Source organism: Streptomyces sp. NPDC006174 (assembly GCF_040614075.1).
Taxonomy (GTDB): domain Bacteria; phylum Actinomycetota; class Actinomycetes; order Streptomycetales; family Streptomycetaceae; genus Streptomyces.
Genome location: NZ_JBEXTJ010000011.1, coordinates 25,573 through 41,121, shown reverse-complemented (window position 1 = coordinate 41,121; position 15,549 = coordinate 25,573). Strand labels below are relative to the sequence as shown.

The following is a 15,549-nucleotide window of genomic DNA, read 5'->3' as shown; positions in this document are numbered from 1 at the left end:
CAGTGACGCGACAAGACGCGACAAGAGAGGCGCCGCCATGACGGCATTCTCCCTCGAACCGGAACAGACCGCCTGGTGCGAGGAGCTGCGCACCCTCGCCGAGCGGCAACTGCGCCCGCTGGCGGAGAAGGGAGAGCCCGGGCGCGTCAACCGGCCACTGCTGGCGGCCCTCGGTGAGCTGGGTTTGCTGGAGCGGATGTTCTCCTCCGGCGCGCTGGACCTGTGCCTGCTGCGCGAGTCCCTGGCCCGTGGCTGCACCGAGGCCGAGACCGCGCTCGCCCTCCAAGGCCTCGGTACCACCCCCGTCATCCGCGCCGGCACGCCCGCCCACCGCGAGCGCTGGCTGCCCGGAGTCCGGGCCGGCCGGACCGTCGCGGCGTTCGCGCTGAGCGAGCCGGGCGCCGGCTCCGACGCCGGAGCCCTGTCCCTGGCCGCCGAACCCACCTCCGACGGCTGGCGGCTCACCGGCGAGAAGTGCTGGATCTCCAACGCCCCGGAGGCCGACTTCGCCACCGTCTTCGCCCGCACCACACCCGGCGCCGGCTCACGCGGCATCACCGCCTTCCTGGTCCCCGCCGACCGCCCCGGTCTCTCCGGCCAGCCCCTCGACATGCTCTCTCCGCACCCCATCGGCACCCTGGAGTTCGACGGCGTACCGGTCACCGCCGACGACGTCCTCGGCGAGCCCGACCGCGGCTTCCGGGTCGCGATGGACACCCTCAACCTCTTCCGGCCCAGCGTCGGCGCCTTCGCCGTCGGGATGGCCCGCGCCGCGCTCGACGCCACCGTGGCCCACACCGCCCGCCGCACCGCGTTCGGCGGCCCGCTCAGCGAACTCCAGGCCGTCTCCCACCAGGTCGCCGAGATGGCCACCCGCGCCGAGGCCGCCCGCCTCCTGGTGTACGCGGCGGCAGCGGCGTACGACGCCGGTGAGAGCGGTGTGCCGCGCCGCGCGGCCATGGCCAAGCTGTACGCCACGGAGACCGCGCAGTACGTGGTCGACACCGCCGTCCAACTGCACGGCGCCCGGGCCCTGCGCCGCGGCCATCTGCTCGAACACCTCTACCGCGAGGTCCGCGCGCCGCGGATCTACGAAGGCGCCAGCGAGGTCCAGCGCGCCATCATCGCCAAGGAGATGTACGCGTCCGCCGCCGAGCAGACCGCCACCGCCGCCGCCGAAGAGACCCAGGAGCCGTCCGTATGAGCCCGTCCCACCGGATCAACCCGGCCGAACTCTCGCCGCCCACCGGCTTCTCGCACGCCGTCGTCGCCACCGGCGGCCATCTGGTCTTCCTGGCCGGGCAGACCGCGCTCGACCCGGACGGCAAGGTCGTCGGCGCCACCCTGCCCGAACAGTTCGCCACCGCGCTCACCAACCTGCTCACCGCTCTGCACGCGGCCGGCGGCGCTCCGGCCGACCTGGCGCGCGTCACGGTGTACGCCACCGATGTGGCCGACTACCGGTCGCACGCCGCCGAACTCGGCCGGATCTGGCGCCGGCTGGCCGGTCGTGACTACCCGGCGATGGCGGTCATCGGCGTGGCGAGGCTCTGGGACGAGCAGGCGATGGTGGAGATCGACGGGATCGCCGTGCTGCCCTGAGCAGGCCGGCGGTTCCGGCGCGCGCCGTATGCGTACGGAGAACCCGAAACGCACCCCCCCCGTAAAGAATTCGTCAAGAGAGTCGCGTTAGGCTCTCGGGGTGCGGCACCACATGGAACACCTTCACCTGCGTTCACAGCGGCCCCCGCGTCCCCAGTTGACGCTTTCTCGGGCCCGTCGCGCGCCTCAGCGTGCCGGATCGCGCGCGGCGTGCCGGTCCGATGAATCCACCGGGGCGATATATCTGTATTTGGTGCCCTCTATCTCGGTTGTCTCGCCGCTCGACCCGGACGCCACGCTGTGATCGGGCTCATCATCGGCCACTTCGTGCTGGCCGCCTTCGCGGGTCCGCTGGTCCACCGGCTCGGCAGGCGCGCCTTCCTCGTGCTGGCACTGCCTCCCGTCGCCGCCACCGTCTGGGCGTTCACCCAGTGGAGCACCGCCGCCTCCGGTGAGGCCGTCACCTGGTCCTGGCGGTGGATTCCGGACTACGACGTCTCGCTCGACCTCCGCCTGGACGCGCTCTCCGAGCTGATGGTCCTGATGGCCGCCGGAGTCGGCGCCCTCGTCCTGATCTACTGCGCCTCCTACTTCCGCGACGACACCCCGCAGCTGGGCCGGTTCGCCGGGAACCTGCTGGCCTTCGCGGGAGCGATGCTCGCGCTGGTCCTCGCCGACGACCTGATCACGCTCTACGTGTTCTGGGAGCTGACCACGGTCTTCTCCTTCCTGCTGATCGGCCACGGCAGCGAACACCGCCACAGCAGGCGCTCCGCGCTCCAGGCGCTCACGGTCACCACGCTCGGCGGCCTCGCCATGCTGGTCGGCTTCCTGATCGTCGGTCACGCCGCCGGTACGTACCAGATCTCCGCGATCGTCGCCGATCCGCCGGAGACGACGCTCGCCATCTCCGTCGCGCTCGTGCTGATCCTGTCCGGCGCGCTGTCGAAGTCCGCGATCTGGCCGTTCTCCATGTGGCTGCCGAACGCCATGGCCGCGCCGACGCCGGTCAGCGCCTATCTGCACGCCGCCGCGATGGTCAAGGCCGGTGTCTACCTGGTCGCCCGGCTCTCGCCGGCCTTCGCCGACGTGCCCGTCTGGAAGCCCGTCATCCTGGTGCTCGGCGGCGCGACCATGCTGCTCGGCGGCTGGCGTGCGCTGCGCCTCAACGACCTGAAGCTCGTCCTCGCCTACGGGACCGTCAGCCAGCTCGGCTTCCTCACCCTGCTCGCCGGGACCGGCAACCGGGACGCGGCCCTCGCCGCCGTCGCGATGATCCTCGGCCACGCGCTGTTCAAGGCGCCGCTCTTCCTCGTGACCGGCATCGTCGACCACTCCACCGGCACTCGCGACCTGCGGAAACTCTCCGGAGTCGGCCGCTCCCTGCCGTACGTCGCCGTCGTCGCCGGCCTCGCCGCCGCCTCCATGGCCGCGCTGCCGCCGCTCCTCGGCTTCGCCGCCAAGGAGGCCGCGTTCGAGGCGCTGCTGCACGGCTCGGCCGCCGACCGCTGGGCGCTGGCCGTCGTCGTGCTGGGCTCGGCGCTGACGACCGCGTACACCTTGCGCTTCGTCTGGGGCGCCTTCGCGCGCAAGCCCGGCGTGCCCGACACTCCCGTACACCGCGTCGGCTGGGCCTTCCTCGCGCCGCCGGCCCTGCTCGCCGTCCTCGGCCTGGTGCTCGGCCCCGGCGTCGGCCTGACCGACCGGCTGTTCAGCGCCTACGCCGACACCTATCCGGTCCCCGCCGAGCCCTACCACCTGGCGCTCTGGCACGGGTTCGGCATCGCGCTGCTCCTGTCCGCCGTCGCCTGGGCGGCCGGTACGGGCCTCTTCCTCGCGCGGAACACCGTCACCAAGGTCTCCCGACGCATCGCCTGGCCCACCGCCGACAGCGTCTTCGGTCATCTGCTGCTGGGTCAGGAACGGTTCGCGCTCCAGGTCACCGGCTTCATCCAGCGCGGTTCGCTCTCGGTCTACCTGGCGACCACGCTGCTTGTCATGGCCGGCGGACAGCTCGCCGTACTCGTCACCGACCAGCCCTGGGAGGCCGCTCCGGCCCCACGGATCTGGGACAACCCGCTCCAGGGCGGCGTGGCCGTGCTCACCTGCATCGCGGCGCTGCTCTGCCTGACCGTACGTCGCCGTATGAAGGCGGTCGTCCTCAGCGGCCTGATCGGTTACGGCACCGCCCTGCTCTTCGTCGTCCAGGGCGCGCCGGACCTGGCGCTCACCCAGTTCTGCGTCGAGACCGTGGCGATGATCGTCTTCGTGCTGGTGCTGCGCCGGATGCCGGTCCACTTCGAGGAGACCGTCTCGCCGTGGCGGCGCGCGATCCGCATCCCGGTGGCCCTCCTCGCGGCCGGCACCATCGGCGTCGCCGTCTGGGTCGCCGCCGCCGCGCGGACCGCCGAACCCGCGGGCGCCGCCATGGTCGAGGAGGTCGCCGACCACGGGTACAAGGACGTCGTCGCCACGATCCTCGTCGACCTGCGTGCCTGGGACACCATGGGCGAGTCCGCGGTGCTGGCGGCCGCCGCCATCGGTGTCACCAGCCTCATCTACCTGCACCGCCGCAGCGACGGTCCGATGCTCCCGGACGAGCTGAAGGGCCGTACCGCGTGGTCGATCGCGGCCCAGCACACCGCGCGGCTGCCGCAGGGCGACGAGGTGGCGCCCGAGCGCGGCTGGCTGGCCGCCGGCTCCACGCTCGCACCCGAGCACCGCTCGATCGTCTTCGAAGTGGTGGCCCGGCTGCTCTTCCACCCGATCCTGATCCTCTCGGTCTACCTGCTGTTCTGCGCCGAGAACATGCCCGGCGGCGGCTTCGTCGCAGGCCTCGTCGCCGGAGTCGCCCTCATCACCCGCTACCTGGCCGGCGGCCGGTTCGAACTGGCCCAGGCCGCGCCCCTGCAACCGGGTCTTTTCACCGGCCTCGGCCTCTTCATCTCCACCGGTGTCGGCCTGCTCGGCCTGATCGACGGCACCGTGCTGCACGCCTTCACCTACCACGGGCACCTGCCGGTCTTCGGCGACTTCCACATGAGTACGCCGATCCTCTTCGACTTCGGCGTGTACCTGCTGGTCCTCGGCGTCGTCCTGGACATCGTCCGGGCCCTCGGCGCCAAGATCGACCGCCAGATCGAACGGGCCGCAGGCGCCCTCACCGCCTCCAACAGCACGACGGCGGAAGGGAACTCCCGATGACCGTCAGCGCCTCACTCCTCGTCACGGCCGTGGTGCTCTGCGCCGTCGGCGCCCTCCTCATGCTGACCCGGCCGCTGACCCGCATCCTGCTCGGTGCCGTCATCATGAGCAACGGCGTCAACCTGCTGATCCTCGCCTCGACCGGCACCGCCGGCGCCGCACCCCTCCTCTACGGCGTCGACCTGCGCCGGGTCACCGACCCGCTGCCGCAGGCCATCGCGCTGACCGCCATCGTCATCACGCTCGGCACCACCGCGTTCCTGCTCGCCATGGCCTACCGCAGCCACCAGATCACCGGCACCGACGAGGTGCACGACGACCTGGAGGACCGCCGTATCGTGCTCCGCGTCGAAGTGTTCTCCGAGCGGGCCCAGCTGCGCGAGGAGTTCCGCTCGGGCGCCGAACCGACGCCGGACGAGCGCGAACGCTACCGCGAGGAGCGCCGCAAACTCCGCGACCGGCTGCGCGCCGACCGGGCCCGCCAGGCCCGCGGCCGTGACGCCTCGGGCGACCTCTGGCACGACGTCATCGGCGCCGACCCCGAGGACTACGAACGCGACGGCGACGCCAAGGCCGACGAACGCTACCCCCGAGACGAAAGAGGAGCCGCCGGATGAACGCGCTCGTCCCGCTGCCGGTGCTCCTGCCGCTTGCCGCCACCGGACTCAGCCTCACCTTCGGCACCCGGCTGCAGCGCTTCCAGCGTTTCATCAGCGTCGCCGTACTCACCGCCGTCCTGGCGCTGTCGATCATCCTGATGATCGCCGCCGACCGCCAGGGCCCGCTCTCCGTCCACCTCGGCGACTTCGCCCCGCCGCTCGGCATCACCCTGGTCGCCGACCGGCTCTCCGGGCTGATGCTCACCGTCTCCTCGGCCGTCACGCTCTGCGTGCTGATCTACTCCATCGGACAGGGCATGACCGACCGGGACAAGGAGACCCCGGTGGCGGTCTTCCACCCGGCCTATCTGATCCTTGTCGCCGGAGTCTCCTGCACCTTCCTCGCGGGCGACCTCGTCAACCTCTTCGTCAGCTTCGAGATCATGCTGGTGGCCAGCTTCGTCCTGCTGACCCTCGGCGGCACCGGGCCCCGGATGCGGGCCGGCTCCACCTACGTGATCATCTCGTTGTTCTCGTCCATGATCTTCCTCATCGCCATCGCCATGACGTACGCGGCCCTCGGCACCGTCAACTTCGCGCAGCTCGCCGAGCGGCTGCCCGGGCTTCCGCTCGGTGTGCAGACGCTGATCCAGGCGATGCTGATCACCGTCTTCGCCATCAAGGCCGCCGTCTTCCCGGTCGCCGCCTGGCTTCCGGACTCCTACCCGACGGCGCCCGCACCCGTCACCGCCGTCTTCGCCGGACTGCTCACCAAGGTCGGCGTCTACTGCATGATGCGGACCGAGACCCTCCTCTTCCCGGGCAACCGGATCGGCGACCTGCTGATGGCCGTGGCGCTGGCCTCGATGCTCATCGGCATCCTCGGCGCGGTCGCGCAGACCGACCTCAAACGGCTGCTCTCCTTCACGCTGATCAGCCATATCGGCTTCATGGTCTTCGGGATCGGACTCGCCACCCGCGAGGCGTACGGCGGCGCCATCGTCTACGTCGTCCACCACATCACCGTCCAGACCACGCTGTTCCTGGTCGCCGGACTGATCGAACGCCGAGGCGGCACCACCGAGCTGACCCGGCTCGGCGGCCTCGCCAAGGCCGCGCCGATACTGGCCCTCCTCTTCTTCGTCCCGGCGATGAACCTGGCGGGCATCCCACCGCTCTCCGGCTTCATCGGCAAGCTCGGACTGATGCGGGCCGGCGTCGCCGACGGCTCCACCTGGGCCTGGATCCTGGTCGCGGGCTCGGTGGTCACCAGCCTGCTGACGCTGTACGTCACCGCCAAGGTGTGGAACCTGGCGTTCTGGCGGGCGGCCCCGCCCGGACAGGCCGAGGCGGGCACGGTCCTGGAGTCCGGCGACGACAGCGACGACGACACCGACGAAGGACCCGACGGCGTCCCCGGCACCGGTGACGAGGGCATCGAGCCCGTGCACCGTCCGGCCGGTCAGACCGTCGCGGCGACGCTGCACGGACGGGCCGTCACCACCACCAGCCGGCTGCCCCGGCCCATGATGGCGGCGACCGCCGCGACCATCGCGCTGGCGCTCTCCTTCACGGTGTTCGCCGGACCGCTCACCGCCTTCACCGACCGCTCGGCCGTCGAACTGCTGAAGCGCACGCCCTACATCGAGGAGGTGCTGGGCAAGTGAGCCGTTTCCTGCGGTTCTCGTACCGCGACGCCGACCTGCCGCCGATGAGCTGCAAGATCGGCCGGCGCGGACGGGTGCTGGACCTGCCGCTGATCGCCTGGCTCACCCTCATCTGGGTGCTGCTCTGGTCCACCTTCAACCTGGCCAACATCATCACCGGCGTCATCGTGGCCAGCGCCGTCTGCCTGGCCTTCCCGCTGCCGCCGGTCGACCTGGGCCTCCGGCTCCACCCGTGGGGCATCATCCGGCTCGCCGGCTATCTGCTCTACGACATGTACACCTCGGGTGTGCGGGTCACCCGGCAGATCTTCAGCTCCACACCGCACCAGGCCGCCGTCATCGGCGTACCGCTGCGCTGCCGCGGCGACCTGATGCTCGCCGCCGTCGCGGTGGCCGTCTCCAACGTGCCCGGCGGCTCCGTCATCGAGGTGCGCCGGGCCACGGCCACCGTCTTCCTGCACGTCCTGGACGCGGACCGGCCCGAGGAGCTCGAAGCCGCCAGGAACCAGGTCTGGCGGCTGGAGGAACTGACCGTACGGGCCTTCGGCACCCGCGACGAGATCGCCCGCGTCGCCGAACCGCCCCCACCACCGCAGCTCGCCGCCGGAAGGCCCGCACCATGAGCGTCTTCGAACAGATCGACCGGATCCTGCTGACCGCCGCCATCGTCCTGGTCCTGGTGGCAGGTCTCCTGCTGCTGGTCCGGATCTGGCGCGGCCCGTCCATGCTCGACCGGGCGATCTCGCTCGACGTGATCGCCGCGCTGATCATCGCCGGCCTCGGCGCCAAGTCCGCCGTCGCGCTGGACTCGTTCTACTTCCCGATCATGATGGTGCTCGCCTTCCTGGGCTTCACCGGATCGGTGGGCATCGCCCGCTTCATCGCCGTACGCGACCGGCCCGCCGTCACGGTGCCGTCCCGGGCATCGGGTGCGGACTCCGACGAGACCAAGGAGGGCCCGCAGTGAACGTCTGGCTCCAGATCCTCGACACGGCCGGGGCCCTGCTGGTCGTCCTCGGCGCCGCGATCTGCCTGCTCGGAGTGATCGGCATGCTCCGGCTGCCCGACGTCCTCTCCCGCAGCCACGCCGCGACCAAGCCCCAGACCCTCGGCATCATTCTGGTCCTGGCCGGGGTCGCGCTGCGGCTGCGCACCGGCATGGACCTCGCCACGCTCGCGCTCATCGGCTTCTTCCAGATGCTCACCGGCCCGGTCGCCTCGCACCTGGTCGCCCGCTCCGCGTACCGCACCGGACAGGTCCAGCACGAGGAACTGCTCTTCGACGAGCTGGACGAGCAGCTCACGGACGGCAGACAGCCTCCCGGCCCGGCCTGACCGAGCGTCCCTCGGCCGGCATGATCACGGAACTGTTCCGGCCCGGTCAATCGCGCCCCGGCCCCGGTGTCCGCATGCCATGATGCGGGCAATGCCGGACGCTGGGGGGCGTATGGGAAGCACGGGCACAGTGCTGCGCGAACTGCGCGGCGCACAGAAGAGCGCCAAGGGCGTCTCGCTCTACTCGCGGTACGTGAACCGCCCGGCCGGGCGGGTGCTCGCGGCGGGCGCGTACCGGGCCGGACTGACGCCCAATCAAGTGACGCTGATCAGCGCGCTGTTCACCTACGCGGCGCTGGCGGCGGTCGCGCTCGTCGAACCGTCCTGGACGCTGGCGCTGCTGGTCTACGCGGCGCTCGCCGTCGGCTTCGCCTTCGACTCCGCCGACGGCCAGCTCGCGCGGCTCACCGGCCGCGGCGGCCCCGACGGCGAGTGGCTGGACCACGTCGTTGACTGCGGCAAGCTGGTCCTCGTCCACACCGCCGTACTGATCTCCTTCTACCGCTTCGGCGAACTGCCTTCCGACGCGTGGCTGCTGCTGCCGCTCGGCTTCCAACTGGCCGCCGTGGTGACCTTCTGCGCCGGACTGCTGCGCGAAAAACTCGGCAAGACGGCGGTGGCCGGAGCACCGGCGGCTGTGGCAGCCGCTCCCGTTTCGCAGGTGCGGGCGGTCGCGCTGCTGCCCGCCGACTACGGCGTGTTCTGCCTGGTCTTCCTGCTGCTCGGCGCACCCGGCGCCTTCCGGGCCGGGTACGCCGTGCTCGCGGTGGTCCACACGCTCTTCCTGGCGGCCTTCCTCACCAAGTGGTTCAGGGAGCTGAGAGCACTCCGTCCCGGCTGACGAGCACGTCCAGCGCCCGGCGCAGCTGGGTGCTGGACGTGTGCACGGTGTACGGGAAGTAGACGACCTCCACGCCGACCTCGGCGAAGTCGCGCTCCAGCTTCTTCCCCTTCTCCGTGCCGCGCCAGTCGTCGCCCTTGAAGATCACGTCGAACCGGACCTGTTGCCAGGTCTGGACCTTGTCCGGCACGGTCTCCACGAAGGCGGCGTCGACGAACCGCACACTGCGGACGATCTCCAGCCGTTCGCGCAACGGGATGACGGGCGTGTGACCCTTGGCGAGGGCGGCCATCTCGTCCGAGACGACCCCCGCGACCAGGTAGTCGCACTGACTGCGGGCATGCCGCAGGATGTTGAGGTGTCCCACATGGAACAGGTCGTACACCCCGGGCGCGTACCCCACCCTGTGCTGCACCATCCGTATCTCTCCCCCCACGGTCGATCTGATCCGGTGATGTGCCAACGACCTTACTGTGAAGAACACTTGTGCAGGCCGTGAACGGATAAGCTCGACGGGGGCCGTTCCCGCAGGGAGCGGCGGCTGTTGTGGGGGGAAGGCGATCGTCCGATGTCCGATGTCGAACGGCACAGGCCGTTTCTGAACCGCCGCCTTCTGGTGGTCTCGACGAACTACGCACCAGAGGTCACGGGCATCGGCCCGTACGCCACGCAACTCGCCGAGCACTGGGCGCAGTCCGGCGCCCGGGTGCGGGCGCTCACCGGGATGCCGCACTATCCGTCCTGGCAGCTGGACGAGGCGTACCGGAGCGTGTGGCGGACGGTCGAGATACGCGGCGGCGTCGGCGTGCACCGGCGCAGACACCTTGTGCCGTCCCGTCAGACCGCTGTGCGAAGAGCCGCGTTCGAGGCCTCCGTCCTCGCCACCGGACTGTTCGCGCCACCGCCGGGCCGGCCGGACGCCGTGATCGCGCAGATGCCCAGCCTCGCCGGCGGCGTCATCGGCGCCCGCCTCGCCCGCCGCCACCGCGTCCCGTACGTCCCCGTCATCCAGGACCTGATGGGCGCGGCCGCCGCGCAGAGCGGCATACGCGGCGGCGGCAGAGCGGCCAAGGCCGCCGCGGCGGCCGAGCGGTACGCACTGAGCGGCGCGGCCCTCGTCGGCGTCATCCACGAGAGCTTCGTCCCCGGCGTCACCGCTCTCGGCGTCGACCCCGGCCGCATCCGGATCGTCCCCAACTGGACCCATGTGGACGGCCCCACCGCCGACCGCGCCGCCACCCGCGCCCGGCTCGGCTGGGACCCGGCCACTCCGGTCCTCCTCCACTCCGGCAACATGGGCCTCAAACAGGGCCTGGAGGTCCTCGTCGACACCGCCCGCCTCGCGCCCGACGTCCGGATCGTCCTGATGGGCGACGGCAACCAGCGCGACGTCTTGCGCGCCCGCGCCGAAGGCCTGCCCAACGTGGACTTCCTGGAGCCCGCCGGAGCCGGTGAGTTCACCGACATCCTGGCGGCCGCCGATGTCCTCGCGGTCACCCAGCGGGCCTCCGTCCTCGACATGAGCGTCCCGTCCAAGCTCACCTCGTACTTCACCTCCGGACGCCCGGTCGTCGCCTCCGTCGCCGACGAGGGCGGCACCGCCGACGAGGTGCGCCGCTCCGGCGCCGGCGTGCTCGTCGCGCCGGAGGACCCGGCCGCGCTGCTGGAGGCCGTACGGAAGCTGGCCGCCGACCCGGCCGCCGCCGACGCCCTCGGCGCCGAGGGCCCGGCGTACGTGGCACGCCACCTGAGCCGGGAGGCGGGCCTGGCCCGCTTCGACGACCTGCTCACCGAGGCCTTGCGGGACGGACGAGGGAGCGAGAGCCGATGACCCCTGTGAACCGGGTCCTGGACGACCAGGACGAACCGGCGCTGTTGCGCGACCAGTTCCGCCAACTCCTGCGCTACCGAACTCTGCTGGCGGCCGGCGTCGTCATCGGCCTGCTCGGCGGCGGCTACCTCGCGCTGAGCGGCGAGGACACCTACACCGCCACCGGCGAGGTGCTGGTCCGCTCCGCCATCTCCGACCCCTTCGCCAGCGGCGCCACCGCCGACAAGGGCATCAACATCGGCTCCGAGCGCCAGACCGCCGTCAGTGACACCGTCGGCACCCTGGCCGCCGGCACGCTGCTCAAGAAGGGCGACGACGTCGCGGCCCGCGACCTGCTGGCCGGACTCCAGGTCACCAACCCGCCCAACACCCTCACCCTCCGCTTCGCCTACACCGGCGCCACCCCCGAGCAGTCCCGGGCCCGCGCCGAAGCCCTCGCCAACGCCTATCTGGCCCACCGCAAGGCGCGCACCGAGGAGAGCATCGAGAACATGGCGGGCGGCTACCGCGCGCAGCTCAAACCGCTGGAGGAGAAGCGCGACCAGCTGGAGGAGACCGGCACCGGCGCGGCCGACGACGTCACCAGCGCCCGGGCCAACATCATCGTCTCCATCTCCGAGCTCAGCCGCAAGATCTCCGAGCTCAAGGCCCTGGACACCACACCCGGCTACCTCAACAAGAAGCCCGTCGCCCCCACCGAGCCCACCGGCGCCGGCCTGCCGCTGCTCCTCGGCCTCGGCGGTGTCGTCGGCCTCGCGCTGGGCCTGCTGCTCTCCTGGGTGCGGCTCGTCTTCGACCCCGCCGTACGCTCCAACCGCGAGCTGGTCCGCTCGCTCGGCGGCCCGCTGCTCGGCACCCTGCCCCGCGAACGCGCAGCCGCCGGTACGGTGCTGGCGATCGGCCGCAGCGGCTCCCGGCTCGCCGAGGAGTACCGCGCGGTCGCCTTCCGGCTCGCCTACGACCCGTCCTTCGCCGAGAGCCGCCGCCTGCTGGTCACCGCACCGCGCGGCGACAACGAGGAGGCCACGGCGGCCGCCGCCAACCTGGCCGCCGCCTTCGCCGAGATGGGCCGGGACGTCCTGCTGGTCGAGGCCGACCTCCGTACGCCGTCCCTCGCCCGCGCGCTGGGCTCCGCCGCGCACGAGGTCCGCCCGCCGCGCTGGGCCGCCGAGGAAGGCGACGGCAGCTGGCCCACCGGCGGCCGCTCCAACGTCGACGTCCCCGGCTCCGGCGCCTTCGCCCTGATCCCCGGCGACGCCGTCGACAACGTGCCGCGCGCCCTCACCTCCGCCCCGGTCGGCCGGATCGTCGCCGAGGCCGACCGTCCCGGCAGCGTCGTCATCGTCCTCGCGCCTCCCGTCCTCTCCTACGCGGACGCCGTCGCGCTGGTGGACCGGGTGGAAGGCGTGATGATCGTCTGCGACCCGCGCGAGGTGCACCGCAGCGACCTGGAGCGCATCCGCGAGATCATCGGCGCCTCCGGCGGCTCCGTCCTCGGCGCCCTGCTCCACCCGAGCCGGCGGCGGCTCAGCCGCTCCGAGCGCCGCCCGAAGTCCGCCCGCCGCCGCACCGGTGGCGACGGACCCGCTCCCACCGCCGAGCCGGACGGACCCGAGATCACCGGCGATCCCACCGAGACCCTCGGCCTCCGCTCCCTGACCCTGCCGACGGCGCGGCGGTGAGAGCCCGCACCGCCGTCCTCTGCTCGGTCGCGGACCAAGGCGTGGCGGCGCTCACCAACATCCTGGTGCTTCTTGCGGCCGCCCGGCTCTCCACCGTCGCCGACTTCGCCCGCTTCTCCGCGGTCTACCTGGTCTTCACGGTGCTGCTCGGCGTCTCGGGCGCGTACACCGGACAGCCGCTGGTCCTCAAGCGCGGCGGCGGCGAGGAGACCCGCGGCGCCTGCCGCTCCGCCGTCGCCTTCACCGTGCTCGCCGCCGGCGCGCTCGGCGCGCTCCTGGCCGCCGTCTGCTTCCTCGTCCCCGGCGACACCGCGCGGGCGCTGCTGATGCTCGGCCTGGTGCTGCCGGTGGTGCTCGGCCAGGACGCCGTACGGTACGCCTTCTCCACCCTCCAGCAGCCCCATCTCGCTTTGCTCTGTGACCTGTTGCGGCTGGCGTGCGTCCTCGGAGCGCTCGGCACCCAGGTGTACGGTGCGTCTCCGGCGCGCCTGATCGGGCTCTGGGGCCTCTCCGCGCTGCCCGCGCTGCTGCTCTCCGCCGCGCTGCTCCACCGCGCCACCGCCGGGACGCCGCTCGTGGTGCGGCCGATGCTCCGGCGCGGCTACCTCGGCCAGCGGTTCACCGTCGAGTTCGGCGTGGGCAACGCGACCAGCCAGCTCTCCGTCCTCGGCCTCGGCGCCGTCGGCAACCCGCTCTTGGTCGGCGCCCTACGCGGCGCCACCACGCTGTTCGGTCCGCTGAACGTGCTGTTCACCTCCGCCACCTCCTTCGGCCCGCCGCTGCTCGGCCGCATCACCGACGAGCGGAGCCGCGTCCGGGCCACCGCCGCGCTCGCCGCCGTCCTCGCCACGATCGCCGGCCTCTGGGCCACCGTCCTGGCCCTGCTCCCGGACAGCGCCGGACGCCAACTCCTCGGCGACACCTGGACCGTGGCCGCCGGGCTGCTGCCCGCCACCGGCAGCCAGTACGCGGCGATGGCCGCCGGCACCTGCGGGCTGCTGGCCCTGCGGATGCTCGACCCGCGCACCACGCTCGCCATCCAGGTGGTCTTCTCGCTCATCACCGTGGCGTTCTTCACCGGCGGTTACGTCGTCGGAGGCGTCCTCGGAGCCGCCTGGGGCCTCTTCCTCGGCTCGCTCTGCAAGGCCGCCGCCACCTGGATCGGAGTGGCCCGGCTGCGCCGCCGCCGTACCTCCGGGCCCGGCCACGACCTCAGCGCCGCCGTCCTGCCCGCCGCTCCATGAAGGTGCTGATCGCCAGCAGACAGAGCGCGGCGATGGCCAGCTTCCCGGCCGCCTGGAGGAGCGGGCCGCGCAACAGGATGAAGGTGTAGCCGGCGAGCAGCGGCGCGGCGACGGCCAGCACGCTTCCCGGGCCGGGACCCGCACGCGTGACGGCCCGGGCATAGCGGCGGTCGGTGCGGGACGACGCGTAACCGATCAGCGCCAGGCCGCCGATCATGCCGGTCGCGCCGAAGTCGACCCAGAACTCGGTCCACATCGGCGCCGAGAGGTTGGTCATCCGCAGCCCCATCCACTGCCCGACCCGGACCCCGGTGTCCTCCGGCTTTCCGCTCCACACCGAGCGCGGCACGAAGAACAGCGCACAGCCCGTCAGTTGACGGCCGTAGGTGTGGCCGCGGGTGTCGACCCACGAGACGGTGTTGGCGAACATCACCATCTGGTCGTAGTCCTTGGTCACCAGCGGCTCGAAGACCGAGGCCGACTGCGCGGTCCGCTGGTCGGCCTCGTCGTCGTACCGGAACTTGTCCGCGTACGGGAACACCACCAGGGCTCCGACCACTCCGGTCGCCAGCACCGTGCGGTAGATCGCCGCACTGCTCGGGAACGCGGTGAAGACGAACGCCATCAGCACCGTCAGGAACCAGTAACGCGCGTTGGAGATCGGGTTGTTCACGACCAGGTTCAGCGCCATCAGCGCCACCCACACCAGCACCGTCGACGGAGTGCGCCGAGCCCGGTAGGAGGTGGCCAGGCGGCGCGTGTAGAAGAGCAGCGCCAGCAGCGCCGGAACCTGGCCGAAGCCCTTGACGAACGCCGAGCCCACATTGGAGCCCTCCGTGACCACCCCGCTCGCCGCGACGGACTCGGTGATCTCCTGCCGGCTGGAGAAGAAGACCGCGGGCCCGCCCAGCTTCAGCACGTAGAACGCGCTCGCCGCGAACGCCAGCACCACCAGCAGCCGCAGCCGCACCGGATGCGCCAGCGCCGGCCCGCCGCCCGAACCTCTCGCGGAAGGCGTACGGCGGCGCATCGGCCGCCGCGAGGCCAGCAGCGCTCCCAGGTCGTACGCGGCACAGCCGACCAGCACCATCGCGATGGCCGTGACCAGGTCCTGGCGCGGCCCCACCATCGGCGTCGGCGTCTGCCCGATCACCACCTGCGCGAACGGCGCCACGCCCATCGCGATGTACACGAACATCCAGAAGACGCCCTGGAGCAGCCGCCGTTGGGTGGAGAGGATCGTCGTCGCCAGCCGGGCTCCCGCATAGCAGGTCAGCACCAGCTGGAGCCAGTACGCCGTGTCCCGCACGCCGCTGCCGGGCTGGGCCGCGATCACCGCGGGCAGGAAGCAGACCAGGCCCAGGATGAGCGGCACGGACACCGCCCGCGACAGCATCGACCAGGCGATCGTCCGATCGGGCGGCTCCGGAGGACCGCCCATGGCCCTGGGCCGCTCCGGCCGCAGCCCGGCCGCGTCGACGGCCTTCTCGGCGGCCGGTCCGTCTGCCGACGAGTGCGCCGACGTGTGCACCGACGTCATGCGC

At 72.0% G+C, this 15,549-nt stretch carries 14 protein-coding genes; 12 read left to right on the top strand and 2 right to left on the bottom strand.

Going from position 1 to position 15,549, the window contains the following annotated elements:
- Positions 1 to 37: 37 nt before the first annotated feature.
- From ABZ267_RS24280 to ABZ267_RS24240, 9 genes are all read left to right on the top strand, one after another.
- Complete coding sequence (locus tag ABZ267_RS24280) at positions 38 to 1,204, top strand: acyl-CoA dehydrogenase (RefSeq protein ID WP_356748964.1); 1,167 nt, start codon at positions 38 to 40, stop codon at positions 1,202 to 1,204.
- A complete protein-coding gene (locus ABZ267_RS24275) occupies positions 1,201 to 1,602 on the top strand; it encodes a RidA family protein (protein WP_109163124.1) in 402 nt (133 codons plus the stop codon). The genes ABZ267_RS24280 and ABZ267_RS24275 overlap by 4 nt, the downstream gene beginning before the upstream one ends.
- 300 nt (positions 1,603 to 1,902) lie before the next feature.
- On the top strand, positions 1,903 to 4,806 hold the full coding sequence (locus ABZ267_RS24270) for a Na+/H+ antiporter subunit A (protein WP_356748962.1): 2,904 nt from the start codon (positions 1,903 to 1,905) through the stop codon (positions 4,804 to 4,806).
- Positions 4,803 to 5,423 carry a Na(+)/H(+) antiporter subunit C gene (locus tag ABZ267_RS24265; RefSeq protein ID WP_356748960.1) on the top strand — a complete coding sequence of 207 codons (621 nt, stop codon included), beginning with the start codon at positions 4,803 to 4,805 and terminating at the stop codon, positions 5,421 to 5,423. Before ABZ267_RS24270 ends, ABZ267_RS24265 begins: the two co-directional genes overlap by 4 nt.
- A complete protein-coding gene (locus ABZ267_RS24260; protein WP_356748958.1) occupies positions 5,420 to 7,072 on the top strand; it encodes a Na+/H+ antiporter subunit D in 1,653 nt (550 codons plus the stop codon). Before ABZ267_RS24265 ends, ABZ267_RS24260 begins: the two co-directional genes overlap by 4 nt.
- Positions 7,069 to 7,695 (top strand): Na+/H+ antiporter subunit E, encoded by a 627-nt coding sequence (locus ABZ267_RS24255; protein WP_356748956.1) that lies wholly within the window; start codon positions 7,069 to 7,071, stop codon positions 7,693 to 7,695. Before ABZ267_RS24260 ends, ABZ267_RS24255 begins: the two co-directional genes overlap by 4 nt.
- Entirely contained in the window at positions 7,692 to 8,039 is a 348-nt protein-coding gene (locus tag ABZ267_RS24250; protein WP_356748954.1) for a monovalent cation/H+ antiporter complex subunit F, read from the top strand. The genes ABZ267_RS24255 and ABZ267_RS24250 overlap by 4 nt, the downstream gene beginning before the upstream one ends.
- Positions 8,036 to 8,407 (top strand): monovalent cation/H(+) antiporter subunit G, encoded by a 372-nt coding sequence (gene mnhG / locus ABZ267_RS24245; RefSeq protein ID WP_356748952.1) that lies wholly within the window; start codon positions 8,036 to 8,038, stop codon positions 8,405 to 8,407. Before ABZ267_RS24250 ends, mnhG begins: the two co-directional genes overlap by 4 nt.
- Before the next feature lie 112 nt (positions 8,408 to 8,519).
- On the top strand, positions 8,520 to 9,248 hold the full coding sequence (locus ABZ267_RS24240) for a CDP-alcohol phosphatidyltransferase family protein (protein WP_356748950.1): 729 nt from the start codon (positions 8,520 to 8,522) through the stop codon (positions 9,246 to 9,248).
- On the opposite strand, the gene ABZ267_RS24235 is transcribed toward ABZ267_RS24240, so the two are convergent.
- Complete coding sequence (locus ABZ267_RS24235; protein WP_356748948.1) at positions 9,217 to 9,666, bottom strand: adenylyltransferase/cytidyltransferase family protein; 450 nt, start codon at positions 9,664 to 9,666, stop codon at positions 9,217 to 9,219. The genes ABZ267_RS24240 and ABZ267_RS24235 overlap by 32 nt on opposite strands.
- 150 nt (positions 9,667 to 9,816) lie before the next feature.
- Here ABZ267_RS24235 and ABZ267_RS24230 point away from each other — a divergent pair, with 150 nt between their 5' ends.
- From ABZ267_RS24230 to ABZ267_RS24220, 3 genes are read left to right on the top strand one after another with little or no spacing between them, the layout of a single operon-like run.
- Positions 9,817 to 11,079 (top strand): glycosyltransferase, encoded by a 1,263-nt coding sequence (locus ABZ267_RS24230; RefSeq protein ID WP_356748946.1) that lies wholly within the window; start codon positions 9,817 to 9,819, stop codon positions 11,077 to 11,079.
- A complete protein-coding gene (locus ABZ267_RS24225; RefSeq protein ID WP_356748944.1) occupies positions 11,076 to 12,761 on the top strand; it encodes a lipopolysaccharide biosynthesis protein in 1,686 nt (561 codons plus the stop codon). The genes ABZ267_RS24230 and ABZ267_RS24225 overlap by 4 nt, the downstream gene beginning before the upstream one ends.
- Positions 12,758 to 14,005, top strand: coding sequence for a hypothetical protein (locus ABZ267_RS24220; protein WP_356748943.1), 1,248 nt, complete (start codon positions 12,758 to 12,760; stop codon positions 14,003 to 14,005). Before ABZ267_RS24225 ends, ABZ267_RS24220 begins: the two co-directional genes overlap by 4 nt.
- On the opposite strand, the gene ABZ267_RS24215 is transcribed toward ABZ267_RS24220, so the two are convergent.
- A complete protein-coding gene (locus tag ABZ267_RS24215; RefSeq protein ID WP_356748941.1) occupies positions 13,974 to 15,545 on the bottom strand; it encodes a hypothetical protein in 1,572 nt (523 codons plus the stop codon). The genes ABZ267_RS24220 and ABZ267_RS24215 overlap by 32 nt on opposite strands.
- Between the last annotated feature and the right edge of the window lie 4 nt (positions 15,546 to 15,549).